We start from the raw sequence: 26,497 nt of genomic DNA on the forward strand, positions 1-26,497 counted from the left end.
CGATGCAGGGATTCGTCCAGGATGCCATCGAGCGCGAGGAGCAGGAACAGCGCGACGCCGACGAGGACGACGACTTCGGCGACCCGCGGATCGTCATCGTCGGAGCCGGCGGTGCCGGGAACAATACGGTCAACCGGTTGTACAACATCGGCGTCGACGGTGCTGAGACAATCGCCATCAACACCGACAAGCAGCACCTGAAGATGATCGAAGCCGACACGAAGATCCTCGTGGGCAAGTCGCTCACGCAGGGGCTCGGTGCCGGCGGCGACCCCTCGATGGGCGAGCGCGCGACCGAGATGGCTCAAGGGACGATCAAGGAGGTTCTCGGCGAGGCCGACCTCGTCTTCGTGACCGCGGGGATGGGTGGCGGGACCGGAACCGGCGCCGCCCCGGTCGTCTCGAAGATCGCCAAAGAACAGGGTGCGATCGTCGTCGGCATGGTGTCGACGCCGTTCAACGTCGAGCGCGCCAGAACGGTCAAAGCCGAGGAGGGACTCGAGAAGCTTCGCGGCGAGGCCGACTCGATCATCGTTCTCGACAACAACCGCCTGCTCGATTACGTGCCCAACTTGCCGATCGGTAAGGCGTTCTCGGTGATGGATCAGATCATCGCCGAGACGGTCAAGGGGATCTCCGAGACCATCACTCAGCCCTCGTTGATCAACTTGGACTACGCCGATATGTCTACGATCATGAACCAGGGCGGCGTTGCGGTGATGCTCGTCGGCGAGACCCAGGACAAAAACAAGAGTCAAGAGGTGGTGAGCGACGCGATGAACCACCCGTTGTTGGACGTCGACTACCGTGGCGCGTCCGGCGGTCTCGTTCACATCACCGGCGGTCCCGACCTCACGCTCAAAGAGGCCGAGGGCATCGCCAACAACATCACCGAACGGCTGGAGGCGAGCGCCAACGTCATTTGGGGCGCGCGCATCCAAGAGGAGTACAAAGGGAAGGTCCGTGTGATGGCCATCATGACCGGCGTCCAGAGCGCACAGGTGCTCGGACCATCGACCCAGCGGCAGGCGGAAAAATCCCGACGAAGCCTCAACGGCGAGGACGTTTCGGAGTTCGACGCGAGCGAAAACGTCGGCCAGGACCAGGCGTCCTGGTCGGACGGCGGTCGTGAGCAGTTCGACCAGCGTAACGGCGTCGACGTCGTCCGGTAACGTCGCCGTCGACTCTTTTTTCCGTCCGGGGTCGGTCAGACCGCTTCGATCGACTCAACGAGCCGACACTTTTGACAGATCCGACCGCTCGTAGTTGACCCACACCGGTCGCAGTCGCCGAGGTCGCTCCCGTCACCGCCGTTTCGATACCGTTGTGCGGCCAGTTCGGCGAGTTCCTCGTACCCGGCCATGATCGAGTGTCGCGTCCCGGGATGGTTCTCCTCCAGTTCGAGCAACAGATTCCGGATCTCCCCACGGTAGGCCTCGCTCGCGTGTGGACACTCCGTGACGTGCGCCGGAAGCTCCGCGAGGTATGCGTACAACGCCACCTCCTTTTCGGGCACGTCACGGAGCGGCTTGGCTCGTGGCACGAAGTGGTCGTTCTCGCGGCGCCGGTCGAACGGGCCCAGACTCGCGTCGAAGTGTTTGGCTATCTGTTGCAGGTCGCCTTCGAAGAAGTTCATCAGCGCCGTCTGCGCCTCGTCGTCGAGGTTGTGGCCCATGAGCAGTTTGTCGGCATCGAAGGCCTCGGCGTAGGCTTCCAGCAGGTCGCGCCGGAACACACCACAGTACGCACACGCCGCCATGTCCTCGGGGTCCGTTTCCACGACGTCGTCCATACGGGTCCCGAGTTCGTCGGCGTAGGACACCACCTCGTGGCGAAGGTCACGATCCGTTGTCAGCGCCCGACAGGCGTCGAGACTCTCGTCCCGATAGCCCTCGATCCCCTCATGGATCGAGAGCGCGACCAGTTCGACCCGCGGATCACGACCGAACGTCTCCTCTAAGATGTGGGTGAGAACGACGCTGTCCTTTCCGCCGGAGAGTCCGACGACCCACGTCTGTGGGGTTTCCGGCGAGGCGTCCGCTGGCAGGAGGTCGTCCTTCCGGATCCGCCGGCGGACGCGCTTTTCGACCGACTCGCGGAGATGGTCGTCACAGAGGTGTGCCCCCGAGTACGCCGCGTGCATCACCGCCTCGCGGCCACACCGATCACAGTCCATCACACGGTTTTGCCGGCCGGGCGGTATCACGGTTTCGTTGGACAACCGTTTTGCCCGCTTGGATCAAAGAACGCGTGATGGATCGCGACGCCGCACTCGACCGGGTCGCCGAGATCGTCGATCACGTGGCACGGAGCGCCACGGCCGGGTCGACCGACGCCGGGGACCGGATGGCGTCGGACGCCGACCGGGCCGCGCTTCTCCCGGTCCCGGTCCGGGAGGTGTGGGTGTACGGCGACGTCGCTCTCGGTCTCGATCCGATCGACCGACTCGACGTGTACGTCACGAAGGATCTCCTCATGCGCGGCGACGCCGACCGCGAGGCCGCGTTCAAAACGCAGTACGGCGTCTCCGGTGTCGGCAAGAGCGTCGACGCCGACTGGGCCGCCGCCTATCCCGAACACCTCCGGGCAAACGACAACGGCCACGCCGCCCCCGAGCGATGTCTCGCCGCCCATCTTATGTCCGACGACGAACCGATCCACCTCGAGGTGTGTAACGCCTCCTTTTCCGACAACGTCACACAGCGTCTGAAAAGCGCGGTGGCCCGCGACGCCTACGAGCAGATTCTCGATCCCCGTGGCGTCTGTCTGTACGCCGACGGACAACGCGACGACGACGCGATGTCGAAACTCCGTGGCGGCGAACTCGCCTTTCCGACCCTCTCGGAGGCCTTGGAGATGCTCGGTCTCGACGCGTCCGACGCCGCAGCCGCCGCCGACGTGATGCGGGCGCGCCGCGCCGAGGAGACCGGGCGGACGGTCCGGGGCGACGTGGTGTGAGCGGACAGTGACACCGCCGGGACGTGGTGTGGTTCACCGAGCGACGGTCGACACGCGAGACCGCCGGCCGCCACACCCGGTGTTATCCCCTGCCTACGGAACCCGTCCGACCGTCACGTCGAACGGCACCACCTCGGCGCGACGGTACGTCCCCGCCTGCATCGCCCTGACCACCTCACGGCCCATCTCCCGCCACGCCGTCCGGAGGGTGTCGTACTCGTCGCCGACCGCACGCCTGAGTTCCGTCTCGTGGTCGGCCACCCCCGCCCCGGTCGCCTTCCGGGTCGCGTCCCGAAGGTCGTCGTCGGTGTATGGCGGTTCGATCACCTTCCGGTGGTAGTGGCGACGCGTCGTCACGTCGACCAGTCCCGTCGCCTCGAACGCCGTAACCGTCCGGTCGCCGAGCGCCACGTCCGTCCCGACGCCGTCAAGATACGCCTCGCGGACCCGCCGCTCCACGGCCACCTCGCGGTCGACGGTCGACTCGACGGCCACGTCCGCGTTGTCGGGTTCGACGGCGGCGACGGCGTCGGCGGCGACGCGGCGGAACTCCCCGACCGCCTCGCCCGGCCGCGGCAGGTTGACAAGCAACGCCTGACACGCGACGAGGTTGGCCGCCCCGGTCCCGAAGGGGAGTCGGGTGGCGTCGCCGGCAACGACCGGAAGGCCCGTCTCCTCGCGGGCGGCGGTTATGAGCGTGGGGTCGGCGTCGACGCCGATCACCTCGGCGTCGTTTGCCTCCTCGTGGAGGACGCGTGTGAGTTCACCGGTGCCACACCCGACGTCGAGCACCCGGTCTCGCTCCGGGAGGTCGAGAACGTCGAGCGCCTCCCGAGACGACCACATGCCCGCCCGCGTCCGCCGGAGGTAGTCGGCCGAGAATCTGCGCACGCTCCCGATACCGCGTCGGGCCTCAAAAGTCAGTCGTCGTCGCCCCGACGTGTGGCCACCGCGGCCCCGACGGACGCGGCGAGTGCGACGGCGGCGGCCGCGGCGCCGAACCCGTCGGCGTCGGCCTCGGTCTCTGTGGCGGTCGGTGTCCCGGTCTCAGTCTCGGTCTCGGTCTCGGTGGCCGTCGATGTCGACGCCGGCGTCGGCGTCTCGGTCGGGACGAGCGTCGCGACCACGCCTGCGTGATCCGAGGGCCAGAGCCGTTCCCCGCCGACCTCGATCCGGTCGGTCGGCTCGGCACCGACCCGCGTCGCCTCGACCGCCCCCAATTCGCCGCGGACGAGGACGTGGTCGATCCGCGACTCCAGCGACGGGGTGGCGTTCCGCAGGTCCGCCGCGTGACAACACGTCGCTCCGACCCCGGCGCTACCGGCGGCGTCGTCGAAGGCCGTGGTGAGGCGGTCGTACGCCGCCGTCGACCCGCCGGGACCGCTGTTGCAGTCGCCGACGAGAACGACCGGATCGGGACGGTCGAGAAGGCGGTCCCGTAACTCCGTCGCCTGCGCTACCCGCACCTCAGCCGACGCCGATTCGAGGTGGGTGTTGCAGAACGTGACCGCGCGGCCGTCGACCGACGCCGCAACGACCTCGTACCCTCGGTCGACAGTGACCGTCCGGTCGCCCTCCGACAGCGAGAAGCCGGCGTCGAAGGTGCCGGTCGTCGTTCCGTCGACCGCGACCCGGTCGTGTGCGAGCACCAGGTCGCGGTCGGTCAGACGCACGTCCCGAGACTCGCCGTCGACCGTCGCCGGCAACTCGACGTCGGCGGTTTCGGTCGCAGCGACGACGCGGTAAGGGAGGTTGCGCGCGTCGAGCGCCGACAGCAGTCGCTCCCGGAAGTCGTACCGCACGTCCGTCGCCGTCGGCGTCGTTCCGTCGTCCGGTGGCCCGGTTCGGATCAGGGCAGCCTCCTGTATCCCCACCAGAGCCGGTTCGGTCCGCCCGAGTTCGCCGGCGACGGCGTCGAGGCGTCGACCCACGCGACTCCGGTCGACGGCCGCGACGAGATCCGTCACCGCCGACCGGATCGTCTCGTCACCAGCCGCCGCCGCGAACAGATCGAACAGATCGCCGCCGAGATAGCAGTTTCGCGTGGCGACGGTGACGCCCCGGCGATCCTGCGCCCGCCCGCGTTCGCTCCCGACGGCCGCCAGTCCGGCAGCCCCGCCGATGCCGGCGAGAACGCCGCGTCTGGTTGCGCGTCTCATCCGCCGTCCGCGAGATGAGGTCGGATCGAAATCACCGTACTCACTCCCGTAGTTCGTGGACGCGGTCGATGTTCCAAGCGAACCCCCTGCCGTTCTCCGTCGGTGTCTCCAACACGAAAGGCAGGTCCCGCAGGTCCGGATGGTTGACGATCCGGCGCATCCCGTCGACGCCGATCTCGCCTTCGCCGAGGTGGGCGTGTTCGTCCTTGTTCGTCCCGCAGGCGTGTTTGGAATCGTTGAGATGGACGCAGCGGAGGGCCTCTAGCCCGACCGTATCGTTGAACTCGGCGACGACCCCGCCGACGCCCTCCGGCGTCGAGAGGTCGTAGCCGGCCGCGAACGCGTGGGCCGTGTCGAGACAGACGCCCAGGTCGTGGCTCGATTCGTCGAGCACCGCCGCGAGATGGGCGAAGTCACCGCCCAGTTTCGTCCCGCCTCCCGCATCGCTTTCGACGAGAACGGTCACGTCCGCGGGAACATCGAGTTCGTCGAGGGCGCTCGCGGCGTTGTCGAGGCCGCCCTCCACCCCTGCGCCCGTGTGTGCGCCGAGGTGGACGTTCACGTACTCGATACCCAGTTGCTCGGCGGCGTCGACCTCGCGTTGCATGCTGTCGATGGACTTCTGGCGGAGATCCTCCTTGGGAGTACAAAGGTTGACCAAATAGGAGGAGTGGATCACCCACGGCCCGTCAAGATGCGTGGCGGTCCCTTCACGGAAGGCGGTTGCCTCGTCGTCGTCGACATCCGGCTCCTGCCAGACCTGCGGCGAGTGGGTGAATATCTGTCCACAGTTGCCGCCGACCTCGCGTTGGTTGTCCACCGCGTTGTCGACGCCGCCGGCGACGGATACGTGTGCTCCGACTCGCATACCGACCGATCGGGGCGAGCGAGCAAAGGGGCTTCGACTCCGGTGGGAACGGTTTTGTCGTCTCCGGCCGACGGGTGTCCATGGACAGGGACAGCCCGATCGAGGTCGGCGACACGGTCGCTGACGTGGCCGCCACGCTCGTCAGACCCGACGGTACCGACGAGGAGGTTTCGCTCGGCACACTCGTCGCGGACCGCCCGGTGTTGCTCAGCTTCTATACGGTCGATTTCAGCCCCGACTGCATCGACGAGTGGTGTTCGTTTCGCGACTTCGACTGGTTCTCCAGCGGCGAACACGTCAAAGTCGTCGGCTGTAGCAAATCGAGTCCCGGCCTCCACCACCGGTTTATCAATTACCTCGGACTGAAGTTTCCGCTCTACTCGGACTCCGACCTCCGGGTTTCGGACGCCTTCGGCGTCACGTACCGCGCGCTCGGCGTCTCGAAGCGGTCGCGCCGTTCCTGCTTTCTCATCGATCAGGAACTGACCGTCCGGTACCGCTGGGTCGGCGACCACTGGCTCGACCCCACGCGTGACACCCCGCCGGTCGACGAAATTCACGACGCGATCACCGAACGACTCGACGTCGGTGAACCCCAGACGTTCGGGTTCTGACCCGGCGTGACCGAGCCCCCGGGGTCAGCGTGGCCGACGCCTCGTCCACCCGACGCTCCGGTACTTTTTCTCGGCCCGCTCTCTCGCCCGCGCGAGTTCGGTCTCGCTCCACCTGCCCGGATCGGCGTTGGCCCACGTCGCAAGCGCCGCCTCGACGGCGGCGACGGCGTCGTCGCGGCTCGCGTCCGTGTGTTCGCAGATTCCGGTCACGCGGTCACGGAACGTCGCGGCGTCGATATCGTCCTCGGCGAACACGGACAGATGCCGGTCGGGACGGACCGAGTACGTGATCGATCCGTGTTGCACAACCGCGTCCGTCCGGCGGTGCTGGGCGTTCCCGCTCACCTTCCGTGGCGTCGCACCGTCTGCCCCGGCCACGACAACGTCGTGTGCGGGGTGGAGTTCGCGGAGGTAACAGGCCGGCGGGTGACACGCCGGCCGCCCCGATTCGGCGAACCGCGCCGGGACACCGAGGCGGTCGAAAGCGTCCATGATCGGGGCACAGAGCTGCCGGTACGACTCCACGAGGTCGCCCGGGAGTTCGTCGTCGGGCGCGACGATGGTATAGGAGATGTCCCCCGTCGTGTCGTGGTAGATGCCGCCGCCGCCGGTTTGTCGCCGCGTGACGTCGATCCCCTCGCGGTCGCAGTAGTCCCAGTCGACGGTGTCGGGAGCCTGCCGGTAGCCCAGCGAGAGCGTCGACGGCTCCCAGCGGTAGACGCGGACGGTCCGAGGCCCACCCGCGGCGGCCGTCTCCGCGGCGATCTCGTCGAGGGCCATGTTCATCGGGCCCGACCGCGCCTCCTCGCGGATCAGCCGCCACTCCCGGTCGGCGTACGGTCCGGCACTCGCGTCCATGCGCGGAGGTCGGGGCCCGCCGACAAATGGGTTTCGTGGCCGTCCCGGAGCGTTACGGCCTCGACCGCCGCGGGTCCGTCACCCACACCTACGTCGTCGACACGATGGCGTCGAGGGTAACGTCGTGGTCGCCACCGATTCACGCCCTTTGATACCGTCGGGTATCGGTGCCAGCGCCGGCGACACCACCGTCCACACCTTCGGCTACGACGGCCGCCGGAGGGTGAGTGATGCGGACTATGGCACCACCCACGCGGCGGTCTATGATTCGGTGATGGTGTTCTCCGTCGGCGAGTCACCCGACCGACCCGCCCGATCGGTCGGTCGGTGGCTGATCGTGTCGCCGGCCCCGATCAGGCCGACTCCGCGTGCTCGGTCTCCGGGCGGTACTCGCCGAGCAGTGACTCGACCGCCCGCCAGTCGACCGGCGGGACGTGGTCGTCGAGTGCGACCTCGAAGTCGGCCAACCGGCCGCCGTAGCGGTCCCGCCACTCGATCGCCAGTTCCCCGTTGAATCGGTCGTCGATCGACCGCCATCGATCCTCGAGACTCGCAAGGCGGTCGTCGAGAACGGCGAGGCTCTCGGCGTCAACCGCGCCGTGGGCGTCGTCCGGGCCAGGATCGGGCCACGCCCGGAGGTCGTCGATGTCGGCACGGAGGTCCTCAACCAGAAGGCGGGCCACGCGATGCCTGAGGACGGCGTCGAACCCGACGGCTGCAGGGTCGGTATCCGCATCCACGTCGCCGGCCGCGAGTGCGTCGAGGGTCTCCGCCACGTCGTCGATGAAGCCCGCCACCGCGTCGGCGTCGTCACCGAGGGCTTCTAGCCGGCGGTCGGGGGTTCTGACCCACGCCTCGAACTCCTCGGCGTCGACGCCGAGTTTGTCGGCCGTGTGCTGAGCCGAGTTGGCCGCGGCAGTGAGCCGACGGATCTCGGCGGCCGCCTCGTAGATGGTGTTGGGGTCGCTCGCGAGGTCGACAACCGACTGGAGCTGATCGCCGAGGTCGTCGACGCGGGATGCGACCGCCGCGTACCGCTTCTCGAAATCGTCGAGACGCTCGCCGACACCGTCGAGATGATCGACCGCGGCGGCGGCCTCGCGAGCGTCATCGATCAACATCCCGGCGTTCTCTACCCTGGTTTCGGGGGTGGACACCACCTTCGAGACGTGGGCGAGCGCGTCGTCGACCGCCTCGTGGTGAACCGCTCCCTCCTCGGTCACCCGCTTCAACGCTGCCCGAACCGTGTCCGGGTCGTCGCCGGTTCGGTCGACGACGGCGTCCACGGCCTCGTCCAGTGATAGCCCGTCGAGCGAGTCGTCGTGGTCGGTCACGGGTCATGCTTTTGCCGACGCGTCGTTATAATTTCCGTCTCAGCGACACATAGCACTATTTTCTCATATATACTAGTATGTTCACCCACCGGTGCTCGGTAGTGCCAACTACCGCTTATATAAACCATCTTTACCGGAACACTGCGAATTTCGGATGATGTCTGAGAACACCGGAGATCAGCACGATCGATTTTCACGGCGGGGGTTCATTACAGCGACTGGCGCCGCCGGCATCGCTGGCTTGGCCGGTTGTGGCGGGCAGTCCGGCGGCGGCGAGGGCGGTGGGGGAGACGGCGACGACGGCGGTGACGGCGGCTCCGACCACCGCGAGCGACGACGAGTCCGACATGGACGGCGATGGCGGCGGTCTGAACACCGCGCTGCTCAACGCCGAGGGCTCCTCAACCGTCTACCCCATTTCGAACACGGGCAGTTCCTACTGGAACTCCAACGCACCGCCGAGTGACGGCGAGTACTGGGGATCGAACTCGGAGAGTACCGTCCCCGGGTGGAGCGAACTCGGCGAGCCGGACATGCCCATCGCGGACTACTTCGCCTCGAAGTTCGGGTTCGAGCCGACCGAGCAGCGTTCCAGCCCACCGTTCCCGACGACGGTCGGTCTGAGCCACTCGGGGACCGGCTGTGAGGCCGTCGCGGAGGGACTGGTCGATATCGGTAACTCGTCGGGTCCGATCACGGCCGAACTCGGCTGGAGCGAGGAGGAGGCCCAGAACACGGTCGTCGACAACGTCGTCGGCCGCGACGGCCAGCCGGTCGTCGTCAGTTCGGATGTCGTCGACGCCGGCGTCACCCAACTGACCGGTGAGCAGGTCCGCGGCATCTACCAGGACGAGATCACCAACTGGAACCAGATCGAGGGGATCGATTACGATCAAGAGATCTACGCTGTTGGCCGCGCCGAGGGCTCCGGAACGGACACCTCGTTCCGCCTGAACATGCTAGGTGGCGCCGACGCGGCGATGCCGGGCGTCGACACTCGCTTCGGGCAGAACCAGCAGGTCGCACAGGCTGTCTCCCAGAACGAGGGCGCTATCGCGTACATGGCGCTTGCGTTCACCAGCGACACGGTCACGCCGATCGCTATCGACCTCGAGGGAACGCTCTACGAGCCGGACCGCGACGCGGAAAACACCATCTTCGACAGCGACTACCCGCTCAACCGGGACCTCCATATGTACACGTTGATCGAGGACTCAAACCCCGACAGCGGGGGGTACGACGCCCGCGAGGCCGCCTTCATCAACATGTTCCTCAACGAGTTCGGCCAGACCGTCTTTGTCGAGGGGAACAACTACATTCCGCTGCCGACAAGCGACCTGCAGTCGATGAAAGAACAGGTGTCGCCGCTCGCCACCGGAGACCTCGTCATGCCCTGATCCGGCCCCACCGTCCGGATCGTCTCGCCGTCAGCGACCACCCACTGTCCGATTCTATGACACCCCTCGGACCAATAATTTCACACACACGACATGACATCGGCAACACGTAGCGACCGACTGACCGCAGCCACCGAACGGCAGGTCCAGCGGGTTCGCGATTTCGTCGACGAGACCGAACCGGCGGCGCTGGTCGTCGTCACGATCATCGCCCTCTCCCTGCTGACGGCCTTCGTCGGCTTTCTGGCGGTGTCGAACCTGACGGTCCTGCCCTTTGCCGCCTTCGCCGTGGCGACGGGGTATGGCTGGGTGAATCATCAAGAGGAGACGGCGCTGGTGTTGACGCTGACGATGACCGTCTCGACGTTGTTGATCCTCGGGCTGATCGTCGTGTTCATCTTCCGGGAAGCGATCCCGGTCCTTTACTACGAGAGCGCGACCGTGTTCGGCGTGAGCGTGCCGGGGCTTCGGCTGTTCATCGAGTCGGACTGGGACGCGGTGTCGCCGCCGATCCGGTACTCGATGGTGCCGATGATCCACGGGACGGTGATGGTGACGGTCGTCGCGACGGCGGTCGCCGGACCGCTTGGCGTCGCCGCCGCACTCTTTCTCTCGGAGATCGCGCCCGATGTGGTCCGGGAGTTTGTGAAGCCGGGCATCGAAATCCTCGCCGGCATTCCCTCCATCGTCTACGGGTTTATTGGCTTCACCATCCTCAGCCCGTGGGCGTCGGACCAGTTCCAGACCACCGGCTAGGGGAGTTACCTCTTTGTCGGCATCGTCGTCGGGTTGATGGCGCTCCCGACGGTCGTCTCCGTCGCCGAGGACGCCCTCAGTAGCGTGCCCGAGTCGATGAAAAGCGGCTCGCTCGCCGTCGGGACGACCGACTGGCAGACGATGACCTCGATCACCCTCCCCGCGGCGTTCTCGGGTGTCTCCGCCGCGGTTCTTCTCGGTGTCGGACGCGCCATCGGCGAGACGATGGCCGCAACGGTCATGCTCCGTGGCGTTCCACGCCTCACCGAACCGCTGGTGAACGTCTTCTACGGTATGGAGACGCTCACGTCGCTCATCGCACGCAACTACGGCGAGGCGGACGGCCTCCAGATGGACGCCCTCTTTGTCGCCGGCGTGATCCTCTTTATTACCGTGCTGGCCATCTCGATCGGTGCGCAGTACATCGAGTGGCGGATGCGGAGCAAACTCGGAGGTGAGGCCTGATGGCGGGCGCGACCCGGTCGCGGCTCATCGAGGGCGAGACGACGACGACCGACGCGGTCGCCGGCGTAACGGTGGGCCTCTCGGCGATCCTGTTCGCACTCGCCGTGGGGGCGTTGTTCGAGTGGGTGAGTCTCACCGGCACCGTCGCCGGCCTCCCGACGGTGACGCTGCTCGGGGGGCTGTTGATCGGCCTCGGGGTCGCCGTGTCCCTTTTCGGTCTCGGTTCGTGGCTCGGCTACGTCGAGACCGACCCCGACGCGAGCGCCGGCCTGATCGCGGGCTTTGGCGCGGCGGTGCCGTGGTTCGTTATCGGGGGCGGCGTCGTCTCCCAGACGCTCGGGCTCGGTACCGGCGCCGGTGTCATCGGGGGCCTCCTCGTCGGCGGCGTGGCGTTCGCCGGGACCGCCGTTCCACGCGAGGACGTGGGGTCGACGGTTCCACTCGGCGCTCTGCTCGCGTTCGTCGGTGCTGTCTTCATCACCGGGACGATCGGTCCGGAGTGGATCTGGAATCTCGACTGGGAGCAGCAGGCCTCGGTCACGGCCGAATTTCTCGTCCCGGTCGCGACGCTGTTCTGTGCCCTCTACGGAGGCTGGGCCGCCGCGAAGGCATACGGTCGATTCGGCGCACGCGGCAGGCACATGGGTGCGTACGTTCTCGTCTACCTCAACGCGTTGTCCATCGTTGCCTTTCTGTTCATCCTCATCGTGTTCGTCGTCGTCAAAGGGCTGCCCGGGCTACTCACCGGCGTCGAGGTCGGTCCCGGTGTCGGCCCGCAGGTGTTCGGCTTGTTCGAACTCCCGGTGTCTGTCCCTCTGGTTATGAACGGCGTTGCGTTGTTGAACGACTTCCAAGGGGTTCTTCCGGCGATCGTGGGAACGGTCTGGCTGGTCGTCGGCGCGGTGTTGTTCGCGGTGCCACTGGGTGTCGGCGCGGCCGTCTTTCTCACCGAGTACGCAGAACGTGGCCGGTTCACCCAGGCCGTTGAGGTGGCGACCAACGGCCTCTGGAGCACGCCCAGCATCGTTTTTGGGCTGTTCGGGTTCGCCTTTCTCATCCCGCGATTTGGCAACCAGAAGTCGTTGCTGGCCGGAATGCTCACGCTCGGGTTCATGTTGCTTCCGCTGGTGCTCATCACGAGTCGGGAAGCGATGCTCTCGGTGCCCGACGAGTACCGCGACGCGAGCGCGGCCCTCGGTGTGTCGAAGTGGCAGACGATCCGGAGTGTCGTCCTCCCGGCCGCGCTTCCGGGCGTCATGACGGGTGTCATCCTCGGTGTCGGTCGGATTGCGGGCGAGACGGCGCCCATTCTGTTGACGATGGCGGGCGGGACGTTCGTTCCCGGGGGACAGACGGTCAACGTTATCGGCGGCTTCGAGTTCACCGGCACGCCGCCGTTTGTGGCCAACCCCGAACTTCTGCAGGCGACATCCGCACTCCCCTACCAGTTGTACGCCCTCATCACCGCTGGCGTCGGCTTGGGGAGCAACGTCGCAGACCCCGACGGGTTCCGGTGGGCAACGGCGCTCGTCTTACTCGTCGTCGTTCTCTCGTTCTATGCGATCGGCATCGGCGCGCGATACTACTTCCGACAACGGCTCAGGCACGAATAACGATGAGCGATTCACAACAGACCCAAACTCAAAACCGGACACGGACCGAGACGACGGGCAACGATCAGCCCCTCGAAACCACCAGCGGCGAGACGGTCGAAGAAGCCAGAGCGGAGTGGACCGAGTACGACTTTCGGGGAAACGCGAAGATGGTCGCCGAGGACCTCGACGTGTACTACGGCGATGACCACGCCCTGAAAGGGGTCTCGATGGAGATTCCCGAGGAGAGCGTCACCGCGCTCATCGGCCCCTCGGGATGTGGCAAGTCGACGTATCTCCGTTGTCTCAACCGAATGAATGACCGGATCAGCGCCGCCCGCGTCGATGGGTCGGTCCAATTCGACGGGAAAGAGATCTATCAGGACGGAATCAATCTGGTGGAACTCCGCAAGCGGGTCGGTATGGTGTTTCAGTCGCCGAACCCGTTCCCGAAGTCGATCCGGGACAACATCTCCTACGGCCCGCGAAAACACGGCGACATCGACACCGGGTTGCTGGCCCGACTGCTCGGCCGCGACGACAGTGACGCGGAACGCAAACTCGTCGAACGGGCGCTCAAACAGGCCGCGCTCTGGGACGAGGTGCACGACCGACTCGACGACAACGCCCTCGGCCTCTCGGGCGGCCAGCAACAACGGCTCTGTATCGCCCGGTGTCTGTCCGTCGATCCCGAGGTCATCCTGATGGACGAACCCGCGTCGGCGCTTGACCCCATCGCCACCGCGAAAATCGAGGACCTGATCGACGACCTTTCCGAGGAGTACACGGTCGTCATCGTCACCCACAATATGCAACAGGCCGCGCGAATCTCGGACCAGACCGCCGTCTTTCTCACCGGCGGGGAACTCGTCGAGTACGACGAGACGGACAAGATCTTCGAGAACCCAGAAAGCCAGCGCGTCGAGGACTACATCACCGGGAAGTTCGGGTGATCCATGCCCCGGGACGACTTTCAGCAATCGCTTGCCGACCTGCGCGCCGAGGTACTGTCGATGGGCGACCTCGTCGCCGACCGACTCGACCGCGCGCTGACCGCCTTACAGACCGTCGACGAGGCGGCCGCTCGGGCGGTGATCGAGGGCGACGACGCGGTCGACCGCCGGTATCTTGAGTTGGAGTCGACGTGCATCCAACTGATCGCCCAACAACAACCCGTCGCGGGCGACCTGCGTGTCGTCGTCGCCTCGTTCAAGATCCTCACCGACCTCGAACGCGTTGCCGACCTCGCGGTCAACCTCGCACAGTACACCCTCGAGGCGGACCGACAACGCTTCGAGCAGGTCGATCTCTCGACGATTGGCGACCTCGCCGGCGAGATGTTCGACGACGCGATGACCGCCTACCGCACCGACGACGCGGCGCTGTGTCGTGAGGTGGCGGCCCGCGACGACGAACTCGACTCCCTGTGTCAGCGGTCGAGCGAGCGGGTCGTTCGGGAACTCATCGAGGGCGAGGCGGGCGGTGACGACGCTTGGACGGTCGAACGGCTACTGGACGACGTCTCGCGGCTCCTACTCATCGTCCGTGATCTGGAACGCGTCGGGGATCACGCGGTCAACGTCGCCGCCCGCACCCTGTACATGATCGAAAGCGACCCGGAACTCGTCTGAGATGGAAACCCGAAAACTCCAGAAGGTCGGTGGGTCGACGTACTCGGTGTCCCTCCCCAAGGAGTGGGCGACCGACCACCACCTCGAAGCCGGAATGTCGATCCACCTCTACCCTCACGCGGACGGCTCGCTGATCGTCCGGAGCGACCGGCAGGACGGTGGACCGCTCGCCTCGACGCGACTCCGACTTTCTCGGGTCGATGCCGACACGATCCGGCGCACGCTCTATGCCGCATACGCCGTCGGGTACGACGTCGTCACGCTCGTGGCCCCCGACACCGAGGCGTTCGACGGCGACGACTACCGCCTCATTCGACGGCTGACGGAGTCGACGCTCGGGTTGTCGGTCGTCGAGGAAGGTTCCGATCGCGTCACCGTCGAGAGCCTGCTCGACGCCTCCGAGCTCTCGATCCAGCAGTCGGTGACCCAACTCCGGTTCACCGCGCTCTCGATGCACCGGACCGCGGTCGACGCGTTCCCCGACGGCGATGCGGTCGACCTCGACCGCCGCGACGACGGCGCGGACAGATTGCTGGGCGCGGTGACCCGCCACCTCAACCGCTCGCTCGTCGATTTCGGCGAGGTCGACCGCCTCGACGTCCCCCGGACGTCGTTGTTCGACCACTACCTCACGGCCCGCGAACTCGAACGGGTCGCGGATCACGCCGTCCGGATCGGCTCGCTCGCCGGCCGCGTCGACGACACGCCGCCAGCGGACGTTCTCGACGAGATAACCGGGCTCGCGGACGCGTCGCGCGCCGTCGTCAAGACGGCGACGGCGGCTCTCTTGGATGGGTCGTGTGACGAGGCCCACGAGGTGCTGAACCGGCGTGATCGGGTGTTCGACGACCTCGACACGCTGGATACGGTCTTGATGGAGCGTTCTCCCCCTGCCGGGTACGTTCTCTCGCGGGTGGTCTCGACGCTCGCCCGAACCGCGGAGTGTGGGGGGACCATCGCCACGGCCGCGCTCCGGTCGAGCGCCCGCCCCGACCGGTAGCCTCGCGGCGGCGCCGACCGTGTCATGACGACCTTCGGGCGTGTGACTTTTAGACAGCGGGGTGGACCCCACCCGTTTTCGATGAAGCCCGTGGCCGGCACAACCCTGATCGTGTTACCGTCGGCCCCGGGTCAGTCCAGATTCGAGAGCGCCTCGTCGACGTCGAACTCCTTTGTCGTCTCCGTTCCCTTCTCGCCACGGTCGACCCGCTCTTTTTGCTCCTCGTCTATCTCCACTTCCGGCCCTTTCTCCTCGGTGAACTCCGTGGTAACTCCCCACGGCATACTACCGGTTCTCCGTGCGTTCGGCGTCTCTGGTCATACCAGCTCTCCCCGGCCGGTCGGTATATCGGTTGTGATGTGACGCCGTGCCGGCGGATTTCGTATCGCGACATGTGGTTTACTCTGTCGACGCGGGGGGCTTTTGTCCCTTGCGCGCGGAACCGGGGTATGGTCGAAAACGTCGCCGGCGTGGTCGCCGAACTCGAACCCGAGGACATCTATCTCCTCTCGGGTGTCGAGCAGGGGATGCGGTTCAGCGAGTGGGTCAACCGGGGGAAACTCCCCGACTACGCGGGGCTGACGGCCGAGGAGGTGGAGTACCGGCTGGACCGGTGTATGAAACGCGACCTGATCGAGCGTCGGACGATCCAGTACGAGGGGTACCAACTCTCCTTCGAGGGGTACGACGTTCTCGCGCTCCACACCTTCGCCGAACGCGACACCGTCGAGGGGATGGGTTCGTCGCTCGGCGTGGGAAAGGAAAGCGACGTGTACGAGGTCCGGTCATATCGCCCGCTGGCACTGAAGTTCCACCGCGAAGGGTACACCAACTTCCGGGAGGTCAACCGCGAACGGGAGTACACCGCCGACCACCACCACGTCTCGTGGCTCTACACCGCGCGCAAGGCCGCCGAGGCCGAACACGACGCCCTCGAGACACTCTATCCCGACGTATCGGTGCCACAACCCATCGACCACAACCGTCACGCCGTTCTGATGACGAAGTTCGACGGCGTCGAACTCGCCCGGTCGAAACTCGACGACGACGGCGTTCTCCCGGTTGTCGACCTGACACTTCGGGAGGTGGCGGATGCGTACGATGCCGGACTGGTTCATGCCGACCTCAGCGAACACAACGTCGCCGTCTCGGAGTCGGGGGTCACCATCTTCGACTGGCCCCAGTCGGTGCCGACGACCCACGAGAACGCCGCGGAACTGCTCGAACGCGATGTCGACAATCTGGTGGGCTTTTTTGCCCGCAAGTATCCCGCCGTCGTCCCCGAGGTGGACACGGCCGCCGTCGCCGACGCCATCGCAAACGGCGGGTTCGAGACGGTTCGAGCGTTCGCGACGAGTCGAAGTTCTTAACCCCCGGCGCGGAATACGACAGACAACTCGCTGGTCGACGGGCCCCAGCGGGCGCCCGACTCGTCGGGACGACATGTGACCCGCCGGCGTCGCCGGCGCGGTCGAATCGCAAGCGCCCGTGGACAACCCATGGCACGAAGCTTCTACTCACACATTCGAGAGGCGTGGCAGGACCCCGACGATGGGGCCCTCGCCGAACTGCAGTGGCAACGCAAACAGGAGTGGCGCGATCAGGGCGCTATCGAACGTATCGAACGCCCCACCCGCCTCGACAAGGCCCGAAACCTCGGTTACAAAGCCAAGCAAGGCATCGTCGTGGCTCGCACGTCCGTTCGCAAGGGCGGGGCGCGAAAGCGACGGTTCAAGGCCGGCCGCCGCTCGAAACGACAGGGCGTCAACCGGATCGGCCGTCGCAAGAGCATCCAGCGCATCGCCGAGGAACGGACCGCACGGAAATACCCCAACCTCCGCGTGCTCAACTCATACTGGGTCGGTGAAGACGGCTCCCAGAAGTGGCATGAGGTGGTCCTCGTCGACCCTCACCACCCGGCGATTCAGGCCGACGACGACCTGAACTGGATCTGTGACGACTCACACAACGGCCGGGCGTTCCGCGGGCAGACGAGCGCCGGCCAGAAGGGCCGTGGTCAGCGCAAGCGCGGCAAAGGGACGGAACACACCCGACCCAGCATCGGCGGCGACCGGCGTCGCGGCAAGTAACGGTTCTTCTCGCCTTTCGTTCGCGCCGACCGATGCTCGCCCGGTCGGTCGCGCATCGATACACTGTATATCACGATACGGAACGCGGGTCGTCGACACCAGCCCTCCGATACGCGGTGACCGCGACGACGACACACCACACCGCCGTGTGCCGAATCCGTGACACGTCCGCCCGCACCGGACGGACCGCTGCACGGTGTTCACTTTCCGTTCCACACGAAACCACCAACAAACCCTTTGTGATCGGAGCGGTGACACGCTCTCATGCTACATACGACCATCGAGACCGGACGGAGCGTGGGGGACGCGTACCGTGTCTGACCTTCCACCGGTGTACGGCGGGCGGATCCTCCACGTCCACCTCGACGAGGGCGAAAGCGACATCCAGACGATCGATCCCGCGGACGCCCGGCGGTTTCTCGGCGGTAACGGCTTCGCGGCGAAGGCGGTTCACGAACACGTGCCCGTCGACGCCGATCCGTTCGACCCCGAGAACGTTCTCGCCTTTACCGTCGGCCCGATGAACGGTACCCCCTTCCAGTCGACGAGCCGTGGCGTCGTCGGCTTTATCAACCCGCAGACGAACAGTTTTTTCGACAGCACGTTCGGCGGCACGTTCCCCCGCGCCCAGAAGACGACGGGATTCGAGGCGGTTGTTCTCCACGGGTCGGCCGACGACCTCTCGTACGTCCACGTCGACGAGAACGGCGCCGAGGTGGTCCCCGCGGTCGACCTCGCCGGGTTGGACACATACGAGACGTGCGCGACGGTTCGGTCTCGGGTGGCCGAAGGCGACGACGACGAGAACGTCCACGCCATCGCCGCCGGACCGGCCGGCGAGAACCTGGTTCGCTTTGCCTGCCTCCTCCACGATTCCGAGATGCGCGAGGGCGTCGCCGGCCGCGGCGGCGCGGGCGCGGTGTTAGGGTCGAAAAACGTCAAGGCGGTTGCAGTAGAGGAGGGTGAGTTTCGGCCCGACCCCGCTGACGCCGACCTCCGGAGTCTTGCTGGCGGACGGATGGGGCCGTTGATGGCCGAGACGGAGATGCTTCAAGAGTACGGCACGAGCGGGCTGGTCAACCCGATCAACGAAATGGGGAAACTCGGCCGGCGGAACAACCGGGCCGAGCAGGCTCCCAACGCGGACGCCGAAACCATCAGCGGCGAACGCCTGCGGGAGGCGTACGTCACCGAGGACACGACGTGTGCGAACTGCGCGGTGGCGTGTGGCAAACACGTCACCGTCGAAGGTGACGGGGTCACCGACGCGAAGATTCCGGAGTTCGAGAGTCTCTTCGCCACTGCGACGATGACCGACGTCTTTGACGTCGAGCGGGTGATCAAGGCAAACGACCGCTGTGATCGCCTCGGCATGGACACCATCTCGTGGGGTGTCACCGTCGCCTTCGCCCGCGAGTGTTACGACGAGGGGCTCCTGTCCGACGACGACTCCCCCCACCTCGCCTTCGGCGACGCCGACGGACTGGTCGAACTCGCCCGACAGACGGCCCACCGCGAAGGGTTCGGTGACCGCCTCGCGGCGGGGTCGTTCCGACTGGCGGCCGAGTTGGACGACGAGGCCGACCGGTACCTCCACGGGGTCAAGGGACTAGAGTTTGCGGCCCACTCGCCCTGCGGACTGAAAGGGATGAGCATCGGTTACGCCACCGCGACCCGCGGTGGTTCCCACCACGACACCCGCCCGACGCTCCAGTACGACGGCGAACACGACGAGACGACCGAGGGGACGCCGGAGTTTGCCGCCCGGACCCAACATTTCACCGCGCTGGGCGACTCGCTCACGCAGTGTCGGTTCGTCAGTGAGGCCGGGTGGGGAAAGCGCGTCACCGGCCGCTACCGCGACGCGATCAACGCCGCGACGGGGTGGGACCTCTCGACCGACGAGGTCGAACGGATCGGCGAACGGATCTACAACCTCGAACGCCTCATCAACGTCGAACGCGGGGTCGCGCGCCGCGAGACCGACACGCTTTCTCACCGCGTCATGCACGACCCCATCCCCGACGGCCCGGCCGAGGGGATGTACTGCCCGCCCGAGGAACTCGACGCGATGCTCGACGAGTACTACGCCTTTCGCGGGTGGGACGACGACGGCGTCCCAACGACGGAGCGTCTCGACGCCCTCGACATGGCGGAACTCGCAGACTGACCCGGTACGGTCGCAGAGGCTTGCACGCCTCGGTACGGAACCCGACACAACGTGTGCCGGAGCCGCCACCGACCGCTCATCCTCATTAAAAGCTTTGCGCCGCCTGCATTATCGACGTTTCAGTGCGAACGTCGCGACCAACGCGGCCAGTGCCACGACGATCCCGAAGCCCGGAGCCTCTCCTCCGGTCGCCGGCGGCGTTTCTCGGACCGGTTCGGTTGTGGTCGCCGTTGTCGTTACCGTGCCAGTCCCGTCGGTCGGCACAGACGTCGGCGACTCCCGATCGGGTGGGGTCGGTGTGGGCGTCGGCGTCGTGGCCGTGGGTGAGGTCGTGGGCCGGTCTGCGACGATCACAAACGTCGAGAACGCGGGCGTCTCGGCGGTGAAACCCACACGCTCGTCGCCACCGTCCACAACGGTCGTGGCTAGGGTATCGAGACGGCCGGTGGTCGCATCGTACCGCACGATCTGGATGGCCTCCGGGTCGGCGACGGCCGCCGCGTTGAGTGTCACGTGGACCCGTCCGGGGTCGTCTGCGACGTCCGCCGCCGGATCGATAATCACCCCCGAGAGAACGCGGCCGTCCGGACTCGGGGTGCCGGCCGGGAGGCCATCAACCGGCCGAATCCGGACGGTGCCGGTCACCGGTGTCTCGAACTCGGCGGTCACAGTGCGAATCTCACCCTCATAGAGCCGTTCGGTCACCGACGACTCTGCGACCACTATCGACCCGTCCGTACTTCGGCCCCCACTCGTCTCGCCCGTCTCGCTCCCCGCCGCCGAGGCGTCGGTTTCGACGATCGTGAACAAGGAAAAGCCCGGTGTCTGTGCCTCGAGTGTGATGTCCGTGCCGGCTGACTCAACGACGGTCGTCGTGAGTGTCTCGTGCCCCGTGCCGTTGTACCGCGTGACGACGAGTCCGGCGGGGTCGCCGACACTCGCCTTGTCGATGGTGAACCGAATCGACGCGCCCGTATCGGCGAGCGACGACCCCGGATCGATTTCGATCGCCGAGACCACGGTGTCGTCGCCGTCCACGACGCCGACATCACCCCGCAACGCCGGAAGGCCCTGTTCCCCCGTATCGGGCAGGTCGGGCACCGTCGAAACGGTCACCGTGCCACCGGCGGTGGTGTCGAGGTCGATCGATGCCGCGGACACCGCTGTCGATCCGGTCGAGACGGTCGTCGTGCCCTCATCGAACGTCGATACGGCCACTTTTCTGTTCCGAGATGTCGGTAGCTTGCCGTCCGGGTCGGCGTTACCGTCTATCTCGGTGACGGTGGCCTCGTACGCCTTCACAGATCCTGACGCAACGTCGGCCTCAACCGACGCGGTGTAAGTGACCGTTCCGTCGGCGTTCGCCGTCTCGGTGAACTCACCGACCGTCACGTCGCTTCCGGTGCCGGTCGTCGCGTTGCCAAGCGCCACGGACAGCGTGGACCCGGAGACGTCGCCGGTCGTCGTGACGCTCAGGTTCAGCGACCGTCCGCTCGGATTGTCGAGCGAGACGCTCGTGACCGTCGCCGGCGCCGTCGTCGCGAGGTCGTTGGTCGACAGCAACGTCTGCAACCGCGTATTCACCGGCGCAACGTCCGCCGGATCGATATCGGCACGGTCGCGAGTGGCGTCGATTCGCGCGTCGGGCGGCGTCGACGCGGAGAGACTGTTCCCCGAGACGGCCCCGATGCGGTCGAGATCGAGGGCGACCTGCGACGCCGCGAGGTCGTTGTCGCGGACGGTCAGCCCGTCGGCGTCCGCAAAGTCGAACCCGGGCTGGTCGGCGTTGTACCGTGACACCGGCGTGTTGATCGTGTTGTTGGCGATCACGTTGTCGTCGCCGAGGGCCTCGTACCCGCCGACGAACACGCCAGCCGGCGATCCGGCGGTAACCCGCTTGACCGTGTTGTTCCGAACGACGAAGTTCCGCGGGCCGATGCGCTCGCCGGTACCGTCGTCGTCGATATCGTACTTGTTGCTGCTGTACGAGCCGCCGTTCTCGGTGAACGTAACGCCGAGAGCGTTCCCGGCACTTCCATCGTCTGCCGCACTGATCCCGGAGACGCTGTTGCCCTCGACGAGCACGTCCTCGAACTCGCCGCTGACGGAGATGCCCTTCGTCCGGCTATCGTCGCCACCGTCGATATTCGAGATGCTGTTGTTGCCGATGTCGGTGTCGGTAGCCGGCGGGCTGGATCCGTCGGTCACATCAGCCCCGCTGCTGTCCTTGCCGAACCCCGCATCGCCGGTGAAGCTTTTGAGCGTGATTCCGACCGCGTTGGTGTACCCGCTCGATTGGACGTTCGAGATACTGTTGTTCCTGATCTCGATTCCGGGGTTGCCCGCGGTGCCGTAGTCGCCACGGATACCGATCCCTGCGGGACCGCCCGTGAGCGACCCACCGGTGGACTGCGACGAGACGTTCCGTACGACGTTGTCCCGGATTACGAGTCCACCGATTCCGTCGGAGTTCGAGTTGGTCGATCCCGTCCCGGCGAAGATGCCGAGCTTCCCGCTCGGATTCCGCACGGTGAAGCCTTCGACCGTGATATTTCGAACGGGACCGCTCCCGTCGTTGACGTGAATCGCGGCGTGGGGCTTGCTCCCGGTGTTCACGCCGTCGCCGACGACAGTCGGACCGTTCACCCCCGTGAGCGTGACGTTCGACGTCTCGACCGTGACCGACTCCGTGTACGTCCCGTTTCGCACACGTACCGTGTCGCCGCTCGTCGCCGCATCGACCGCTGCCTGAACCGTGTCGAACTCGCCGCCGAGTCCGGCGTCAACCACCAGCCGGCCGTCGACCCCTGCGGGTGCGGTCGTCGAGATGCTGTTGGTTTCGGTCACGTTCACCAGTCCCGCCGCGAGCGTCGACTCGCCGTTGAGGCTCCCGCCGCCGCCGAGGTTGTCCGTTCCGGTCGTGTCGGCGAACACCACGTGATCGAAGACGGTCCCCGAGACGTCGTTTTGCGTGATGGTGACCGCACCGAACTCCCGATCGTTCTCGTTCAGCGCGATGCCCTGTCCGAACCCGCTGATTGTGTTGTTGCGGATCGTTACTTTCGGAGACCCGCCTTTGGTGACGACGTATACGCCGAACCCGACCTCCTCGTCGATCGTAGTTCCCAGCGCGGATACCGGGTTAGTCGGCGTTTTCCGTGGGCCGTTGAGCGTGTTGTTGGCGACGGTGGCCTGCGCTCCGGAGAGTAGGATGGCCTGCGGGTAGCCTCCCCCGTCCGGGGCGGCCGACTGATTGAACGTGTTGTTTGTCACCCTGACACCGGTCGACACCTCTGCTCTGATTCCGTAGTTCGAACTGCCGGAGATGTTGACCGTGTTGTTCCTGAACGTCACGTTGTCAGAACCGCCAAGATAGATTACCTGACCGTTGAGGTCGAACGTGAGGTCGCTGACGGTGCTGTTCGGTCCGACTTCGACCCGAGTGCTACCGGCGACCACCGTCGGGGAGACTCCTGATGCGGCGGTGACGGTCAGATTATCGACCGAACTTCCAGAGAATGCGCTGTAATCCGCGGCGCTTTGTTGAACGACCACTGTGTCGCCGCTCGTCGCATTGTCCACCGCTGCCTGAATCGTGCCGTACTCGCCCTCGCCGGAGTCGGCGTCGACGACCAATCGACCGTCTGAGGCGACATCGAGGCTCGTCGTCGCGCTGGCGTCCGCCGCCACCGTGTCGCCGACGGCGAGCGCCGCGCTCCGCTGGACGGCGACGATATCGACGCTGCCGTCCTCGACGCCGGTCGGCACCGACAGGCCGGCGAACGACGCCGAGACGGACGACCCGGTCCCCAGTTCGCTCGCCGAGACGGTTAGTGTCGGTCCCCCGTCGTCGACCGTTCCGTTCCGATCGAGGTCGAGAAACAACTGGACGTCGGTATCACCCGTTTCAGCGCTGATCCGCCCATCGGCCGCACCACCCTCGACGGGTGTCCCGTCGTCGGTCGCCCCCGCCGTCAGATCGATCCCGGTCGTCGTCGCGACTGCGCTCCAACCACCCGCGGCTACGACCCCCACGAGCAGTATACACGCAGTACACAGAACATACCATTTCGTTCCGTCACCCATTGGAAAAACACTGTAGCCGACGATCCGATATGACCGAAGCTATGGGTTCTGCCGTGTGATATACCCACGATGTAGCAGCCACCGGTGTGTATCGTCACCCGTCGGTCCCACCGCTTTGCTCGTCCGCACACGGACTCCCCTGCGATGGAAACACGACCCGGTCGGCGTCGCCGCGGGCGTGTCATCACACGAACACGTGCGGTCGGTTTCGACTCACATCTCCGCCTCGGTGTAGCCGGCAACGACCCATGCGCCCACCGCGACGACGGCGGCAACGAGAACGAACACCCAGAACGTGGCCCACGCCCCGGCGGGAACGCTCCCGGCATAAACGCCGACGACGACACCCGCCACCGCCGCGGTGACGAACGGTGTCAGAAACGGGAGATCGGTCCACCTACCGCCGGCATTGTGGTATTCGACCGCGTACCCCCAGACGTTGCCGACGGTGAACTGGAAGACGACGAGGGCGAACAGGCCGGATGCGACGGCGCGAACCCCGGTCCCGCCGGTGATGCTCGCGGCGTTTAAAAGGTACGTGGTCGTACCGGCGACAAACACGACGATCATCAGGGCGTGCCACGGTCTGAGCCGATCGCGGAGGGCCATGGGCGCGACTCGCCCGCGGGAGTAAAGAGGGCACCGCCGGCGCTCGATACGGGACACAGTGGCCTCGACGGGTGGTGTTCGTCCGGCGACGCCCGCCCCCGCAGTGTGGGCGCGTATGACGGGTGAACGAGGACTCCAGAGCGGTCTCGTGCCGATCTCCATCGCTATCGCTCGTGTCCGACCGGTTCCAGTCCGGTGGTCCTCGCGGGATCGCCCGCGCTACTCATCAAGCACGGACCGTGATCTGGGTTCCGATCGAGACGCTACTCGTCCGTGTCGCCGCAGTCGCCGAATTAACCCGCGCGAGACATCTCGTTTTCTCGAACACAACGGCGATCGGTCCGCAGGCGGTCGACCGATACGACGACGTTCTTTTCGGGTTCCGGCGGGCCGGTGCGCTGTCCACCGCGATGGAGGGTGCGTTCGGTTCTGCTGCGTAATGCCGACCGTCCATCGATCCGGGACGGTCAGGACGAGGCCGGCTTCGACCGGGCCGGTCACCCACTCCGGGGTCAAGAGGCCGCCGGTCGCGACCGTGGGATTCGGGTCACCGATGCGGAGGCCTCCTTAGACGACACGGATTTATTCGTGCCGCCCCCGAGATGGCGGTATGAGTGGGCTCTCGCTCGACGCCACGCAACTGGATCGCTACTCCCGGCATATCATCATGGACGAGGTCGGGCCGGAGGGACAGAAACGACTGCTCGACTCGAGCGCACTCGTCGTCGGCGCCGGTGGGTTGGGAGCGCCCGTGATCCAGTATCTCGCGGCTGCTGGCGTCGGCCGTATCGGTGTTGTCGACGACGATGTCGTCGAGCGGTCGAACCTGCAACGGCAGGTGATCCACGGCGACGCGGACGTGGGACGACCCAAAGTCGAGAGCGCGCGCGACTTTGTCGCGACACTCAACCCTGACGTCGACGTCGAAACCTACGAGACCCGCCTCGACCGGACGAACGCCGACATCGTCGAGGGCAACGACGTCGTCGTCGACGCCTCCGACAACTTTCCGACGCGTTATCTGGTCAACGACACCGCCCGTCTGGCTGGAATCCCCGTCTCACACGGCGCTATCTACAAGTTCGAGGGACAGGTCACGACGCTCCATCCGGACGGCCCCTGCTACCGTTGTCTGTTCCGTGAAGCTCCCGAACCGGGAACCGTCCCCGACTGTGCAACGACGGGCGTGCTCGGCGTGCTTCCCGGCACCGTCGGCTGTATCCAAGCGACCGAAGCCGTGAAAACCCTTCTCGACGCCGGTGACCCACTCGTCGGTCGGCTGCTCTTTTACGACGCGATGGATATGAGCTTCGAGACGGTGCCCTACGCCGAGGATCCGGACTGCCCGGTGTGTGGCGAGGACCCTATCGAAACCATCGACGATATCGAATACACCGACAGCTGTGCGGTGGGCGCGGACTAAGCCGACGTCCGCACGGTCCATCGTCCGTCCGGAACTGTCGACACTGCCTATTTTGGCCTGACAGCGACACGCGGTCATAATCAGATCGCCGACACCGACGCGGAACCGATCGTGGAGTTCGTTGACGGCGCTGAGCGCGATGTCGGGACGATCCGATTCACACACGGTAACGTCCCCGACGCGTACCGGAAACTCCGCGGCACTCTTCTGTAGGTGTACGACCAAGGGACGGAGAATCCCATCGACAACGTTGCCGGGTCGGGAGCGTACGCCCTGTTCTCGACGAAACCGGAGGTGCGAACCCGATCACCGGGTGCGAGGCCGAGTCGCCGCCGTACCCCTGCCGAACGAAATCCTTTAGCGGACGCGAGGCGGACTCGTATCTGTGGGACCGTGGGTTAGCTTGGTATACTTCGGGCCTTGGGTGCCCGTGACCCCGGTTCGAATCCGGGCGGTCCCATCCAGTTATAAAGGATTCAGCCCCTGA

Annotated in this window: 21 protein-coding genes, 1 tRNA gene and 2 pseudogenes; 15 read left to right on the forward strand and 9 right to left on the reverse strand. The window is 66.1% G+C overall.

Annotated elements, in window-relative coordinates; translation table 11 throughout:
* The first annotated feature begins 2 nt into the window (after positions 1–2).
* Complete coding sequence (gene ftsZ, locus Q0925_RS05305) at positions 3–1,172, forward strand: cell division protein FtsZ (RefSeq protein WP_299332521.1); 1,170 nt, start codon at positions 3–5, stop codon at positions 1,170–1,172.
* A 35-nt stretch (positions 1,173–1,207) separates the two neighbouring features.
* Here the strand turns inward: ftsZ and ncsA are convergent, their stop codons facing one another.
* Positions 1,208–2,176, reverse strand: coding sequence for a tRNA 2-thiolation protein NcsA (gene ncsA / locus Q0925_RS05310; protein WP_299332523.1), 969 nt, complete (start codon positions 2,174–2,176; stop codon positions 1,208–1,210).
* Between the two features lie 170 nt (positions 2,177–2,346).
* Between ncsA and Q0925_RS05315 the strand changes: the two genes are divergently transcribed.
* Positions 2,347–2,958, forward strand: a complete 612-nt coding sequence (locus Q0925_RS05315; RefSeq protein ID WP_414652095.1) for a DUF7095 family protein — start codon at positions 2,347–2,349, stop codon at positions 2,956–2,958.
* Between the two features lie 93 nt (positions 2,959–3,051).
* Here the strand turns inward: Q0925_RS05315 and Q0925_RS05320 are convergent, their stop codons facing one another.
* From Q0925_RS05320 to Q0925_RS05330, 3 genes are read right to left on the reverse strand one after another with little or no spacing between them, the layout of a single operon-like run.
* The gene (locus Q0925_RS05320; RefSeq protein WP_299332526.1) at positions 3,052–3,849 is read right to left on the reverse strand and encodes a class I SAM-dependent methyltransferase; all 798 of its coding nucleotides are present in this window, start codon (positions 3,847–3,849) and stop codon (positions 3,052–3,054) included.
* Between the two features lie 29 nt (positions 3,850–3,878).
* Positions 3,879–5,117 carry an endonuclease/exonuclease/phosphatase family protein gene (locus Q0925_RS05325; RefSeq protein WP_299332527.1) on the reverse strand — a complete coding sequence of 413 codons (1,239 nt, stop codon included), beginning with the start codon at positions 5,115–5,117 and terminating at the stop codon, positions 3,879–3,881.
* Between the two features lie 40 nt (positions 5,118–5,157).
* A complete protein-coding gene (locus Q0925_RS05330; RefSeq protein ID WP_299332529.1) occupies positions 5,158–5,985 on the reverse strand; it encodes a deoxyribonuclease IV in 828 nt (275 codons plus the stop codon).
* Positions 5,986–6,065: 80 nt separating this feature from the next.
* Between Q0925_RS05330 and Q0925_RS05335 the strand changes: the two genes are divergently transcribed.
* Positions 6,066–6,599, forward strand: a complete 534-nt coding sequence (locus tag Q0925_RS05335) for a redoxin domain-containing protein (RefSeq protein WP_299332531.1) — start codon at positions 6,066–6,068, stop codon at positions 6,597–6,599.
* A 24-nt stretch (positions 6,600–6,623) separates the two neighbouring features.
* Here Q0925_RS05335 and Q0925_RS05340 read toward each other — a convergent pair whose 3' ends face one another.
* Together Q0925_RS05340 and Q0925_RS05345 are read right to left on the reverse strand one after the other, a co-directional pair.
* Positions 6,624–7,457, reverse strand: a complete 834-nt coding sequence (locus Q0925_RS05340; protein ID WP_299332533.1) for a lipoate--protein ligase family protein — start codon at positions 7,455–7,457, stop codon at positions 6,624–6,626.
* Between the two features lie 353 nt (positions 7,458–7,810).
* A complete protein-coding gene (locus Q0925_RS05345; RefSeq protein WP_299332534.1) occupies positions 7,811–8,791 on the reverse strand; it encodes a hypothetical protein in 981 nt (326 codons plus the stop codon).
* Between the two features lie 157 nt (positions 8,792–8,948).
* On the opposite strand from Q0925_RS05345, the pseudogene Q0925_RS05350 reads away from it, so the two are divergent.
* The 6 genes and pseudogenes from Q0925_RS05350 to Q0925_RS05375 all read left to right on the forward strand — a co-directional run bounded on the left by Q0925_RS05350 (position 8,949) and on the right by Q0925_RS05375 (position 15,632).
* Positions 8,949–10,188: pseudogene (locus Q0925_RS05350) on the forward strand (PstS family phosphate ABC transporter substrate-binding protein).
* Positions 10,189–10,281: 93 nt separating this feature from the next.
* Positions 10,282–11,409: pseudogene (gene pstC, locus Q0925_RS05355) on the forward strand (phosphate ABC transporter permease subunit PstC).
* Positions 11,409–13,022 carry a phosphate ABC transporter permease PstA gene (gene pstA / locus Q0925_RS05360; RefSeq protein WP_299332538.1) on the forward strand — a complete coding sequence of 538 codons (1,614 nt, stop codon included), beginning with the start codon at positions 11,409–11,411 and terminating at the stop codon, positions 13,020–13,022. Before pstC ends, pstA begins: the two are co-directional and overlap by 1 nt.
* 2 nt (positions 13,023–13,024) lie before the next feature.
* On the forward strand, positions 13,025–13,954 hold the full coding sequence (gene pstB / locus Q0925_RS05365) for a phosphate ABC transporter ATP-binding protein PstB (protein WP_299332540.1): 930 nt from the start codon (positions 13,025–13,027) through the stop codon (positions 13,952–13,954).
* Between the two features lie 3 nt (positions 13,955–13,957).
* A complete protein-coding gene (phoU, locus tag Q0925_RS05370) occupies positions 13,958–14,632 on the forward strand; it encodes a phosphate signaling complex protein PhoU (RefSeq protein WP_299332542.1) in 675 nt (224 codons plus the stop codon).
* 1 nt (position 14,633) lies between these two features.
* Complete coding sequence (locus Q0925_RS05375) at positions 14,634–15,632, forward strand: phosphate uptake regulator PhoU (RefSeq protein ID WP_299332544.1); 999 nt, start codon at positions 14,634–14,636, stop codon at positions 15,630–15,632.
* 131 nt (positions 15,633–15,763) lie between these two features.
* On the opposite strand, the gene Q0925_RS05380 is transcribed toward Q0925_RS05375, so the two are convergent.
* Positions 15,764–15,916 (reverse strand): hypothetical protein, encoded by a 153-nt coding sequence (locus Q0925_RS05380; protein ID WP_299332546.1) that lies wholly within the window; start codon positions 15,914–15,916, stop codon positions 15,764–15,766.
* Between the two features lie 165 nt (positions 15,917–16,081).
* Here Q0925_RS05380 and Q0925_RS05385 point away from each other — a divergent pair, with 165 nt between their 5' ends.
* The 3 genes from Q0925_RS05385 to Q0925_RS05395 all read left to right on the forward strand — a co-directional run bounded on the left by Q0925_RS05385 (position 16,082) and on the right by Q0925_RS05395 (position 19,892).
* Positions 16,082–17,002 carry a serine/threonine-protein kinase RIO2 gene (locus tag Q0925_RS05385; protein WP_299332548.1) on the forward strand — a complete coding sequence of 307 codons (921 nt, stop codon included), beginning with the start codon at positions 16,082–16,084 and terminating at the stop codon, positions 17,000–17,002.
* 129 nt (positions 17,003–17,131) lie between these two features.
* Complete coding sequence (locus Q0925_RS05390; protein ID WP_299332549.1) at positions 17,132–17,722, forward strand: 50S ribosomal protein L15e; 591 nt, start codon at positions 17,132–17,134, stop codon at positions 17,720–17,722.
* 313 nt (positions 17,723–18,035) lie between these two features.
* Positions 18,036–19,892 (forward strand): aldehyde ferredoxin oxidoreductase family protein, encoded by a 1,857-nt coding sequence (locus tag Q0925_RS05395; protein ID WP_299332550.1) that lies wholly within the window; start codon positions 18,036–18,038, stop codon positions 19,890–19,892.
* Between the two features lie 108 nt (positions 19,893–20,000).
* On the opposite strand, the gene Q0925_RS05400 is transcribed toward Q0925_RS05395, so the two are convergent.
* Both Q0925_RS05400 and Q0925_RS05405 read right to left on the reverse strand, forming a co-directional pair.
* Complete coding sequence (locus tag Q0925_RS05400; RefSeq protein WP_299332552.1) at positions 20,001–23,927, reverse strand: PGF-CTERM sorting domain-containing protein; 3,927 nt, start codon at positions 23,925–23,927, stop codon at positions 20,001–20,003.
* A gap of 264 nt (positions 23,928–24,191) precedes the next feature.
* Entirely contained in the window at positions 24,192–24,587 is a 396-nt protein-coding gene (locus Q0925_RS05405; RefSeq protein WP_299332553.1) for a hypothetical protein, read from the reverse strand.
* Positions 24,588–24,826: 239 nt separating this feature from the next.
* Here Q0925_RS05405 and Q0925_RS05410 point away from each other — a divergent pair, with 239 nt between their 5' ends.
* The 3 genes from Q0925_RS05410 (at position 24,827) to Q0925_RS05420 (ending at position 26,470) form a co-directional block, all read left to right on the forward strand.
* On the forward strand, positions 24,827–25,027 hold the full coding sequence (locus Q0925_RS05410; protein ID WP_299332554.1) for a hypothetical protein: 201 nt from the start codon (positions 24,827–24,829) through the stop codon (positions 25,025–25,027).
* A 170-nt stretch (positions 25,028–25,197) separates the two neighbouring features.
* Complete coding sequence (ubaA, locus tag Q0925_RS05415; protein WP_299332555.1) at positions 25,198–26,010, forward strand: SAMP-activating enzyme E1; 813 nt, start codon at positions 25,198–25,200, stop codon at positions 26,008–26,010.
* A 387-nt stretch (positions 26,011–26,397) separates the two neighbouring features.
* Positions 26,398–26,470, forward strand: a tRNA-Pro gene (locus Q0925_RS05420).
* The last annotated feature ends 27 nt before the right edge of the window (positions 26,471–26,497 follow it).

The organism is Haloplanus sp., from assembly GCF_028275055.1.
Taxonomy (GTDB): Archaea; Halobacteriota; Halobacteria; order Halobacteriales; family Haloferacaceae; genus Haloplanus.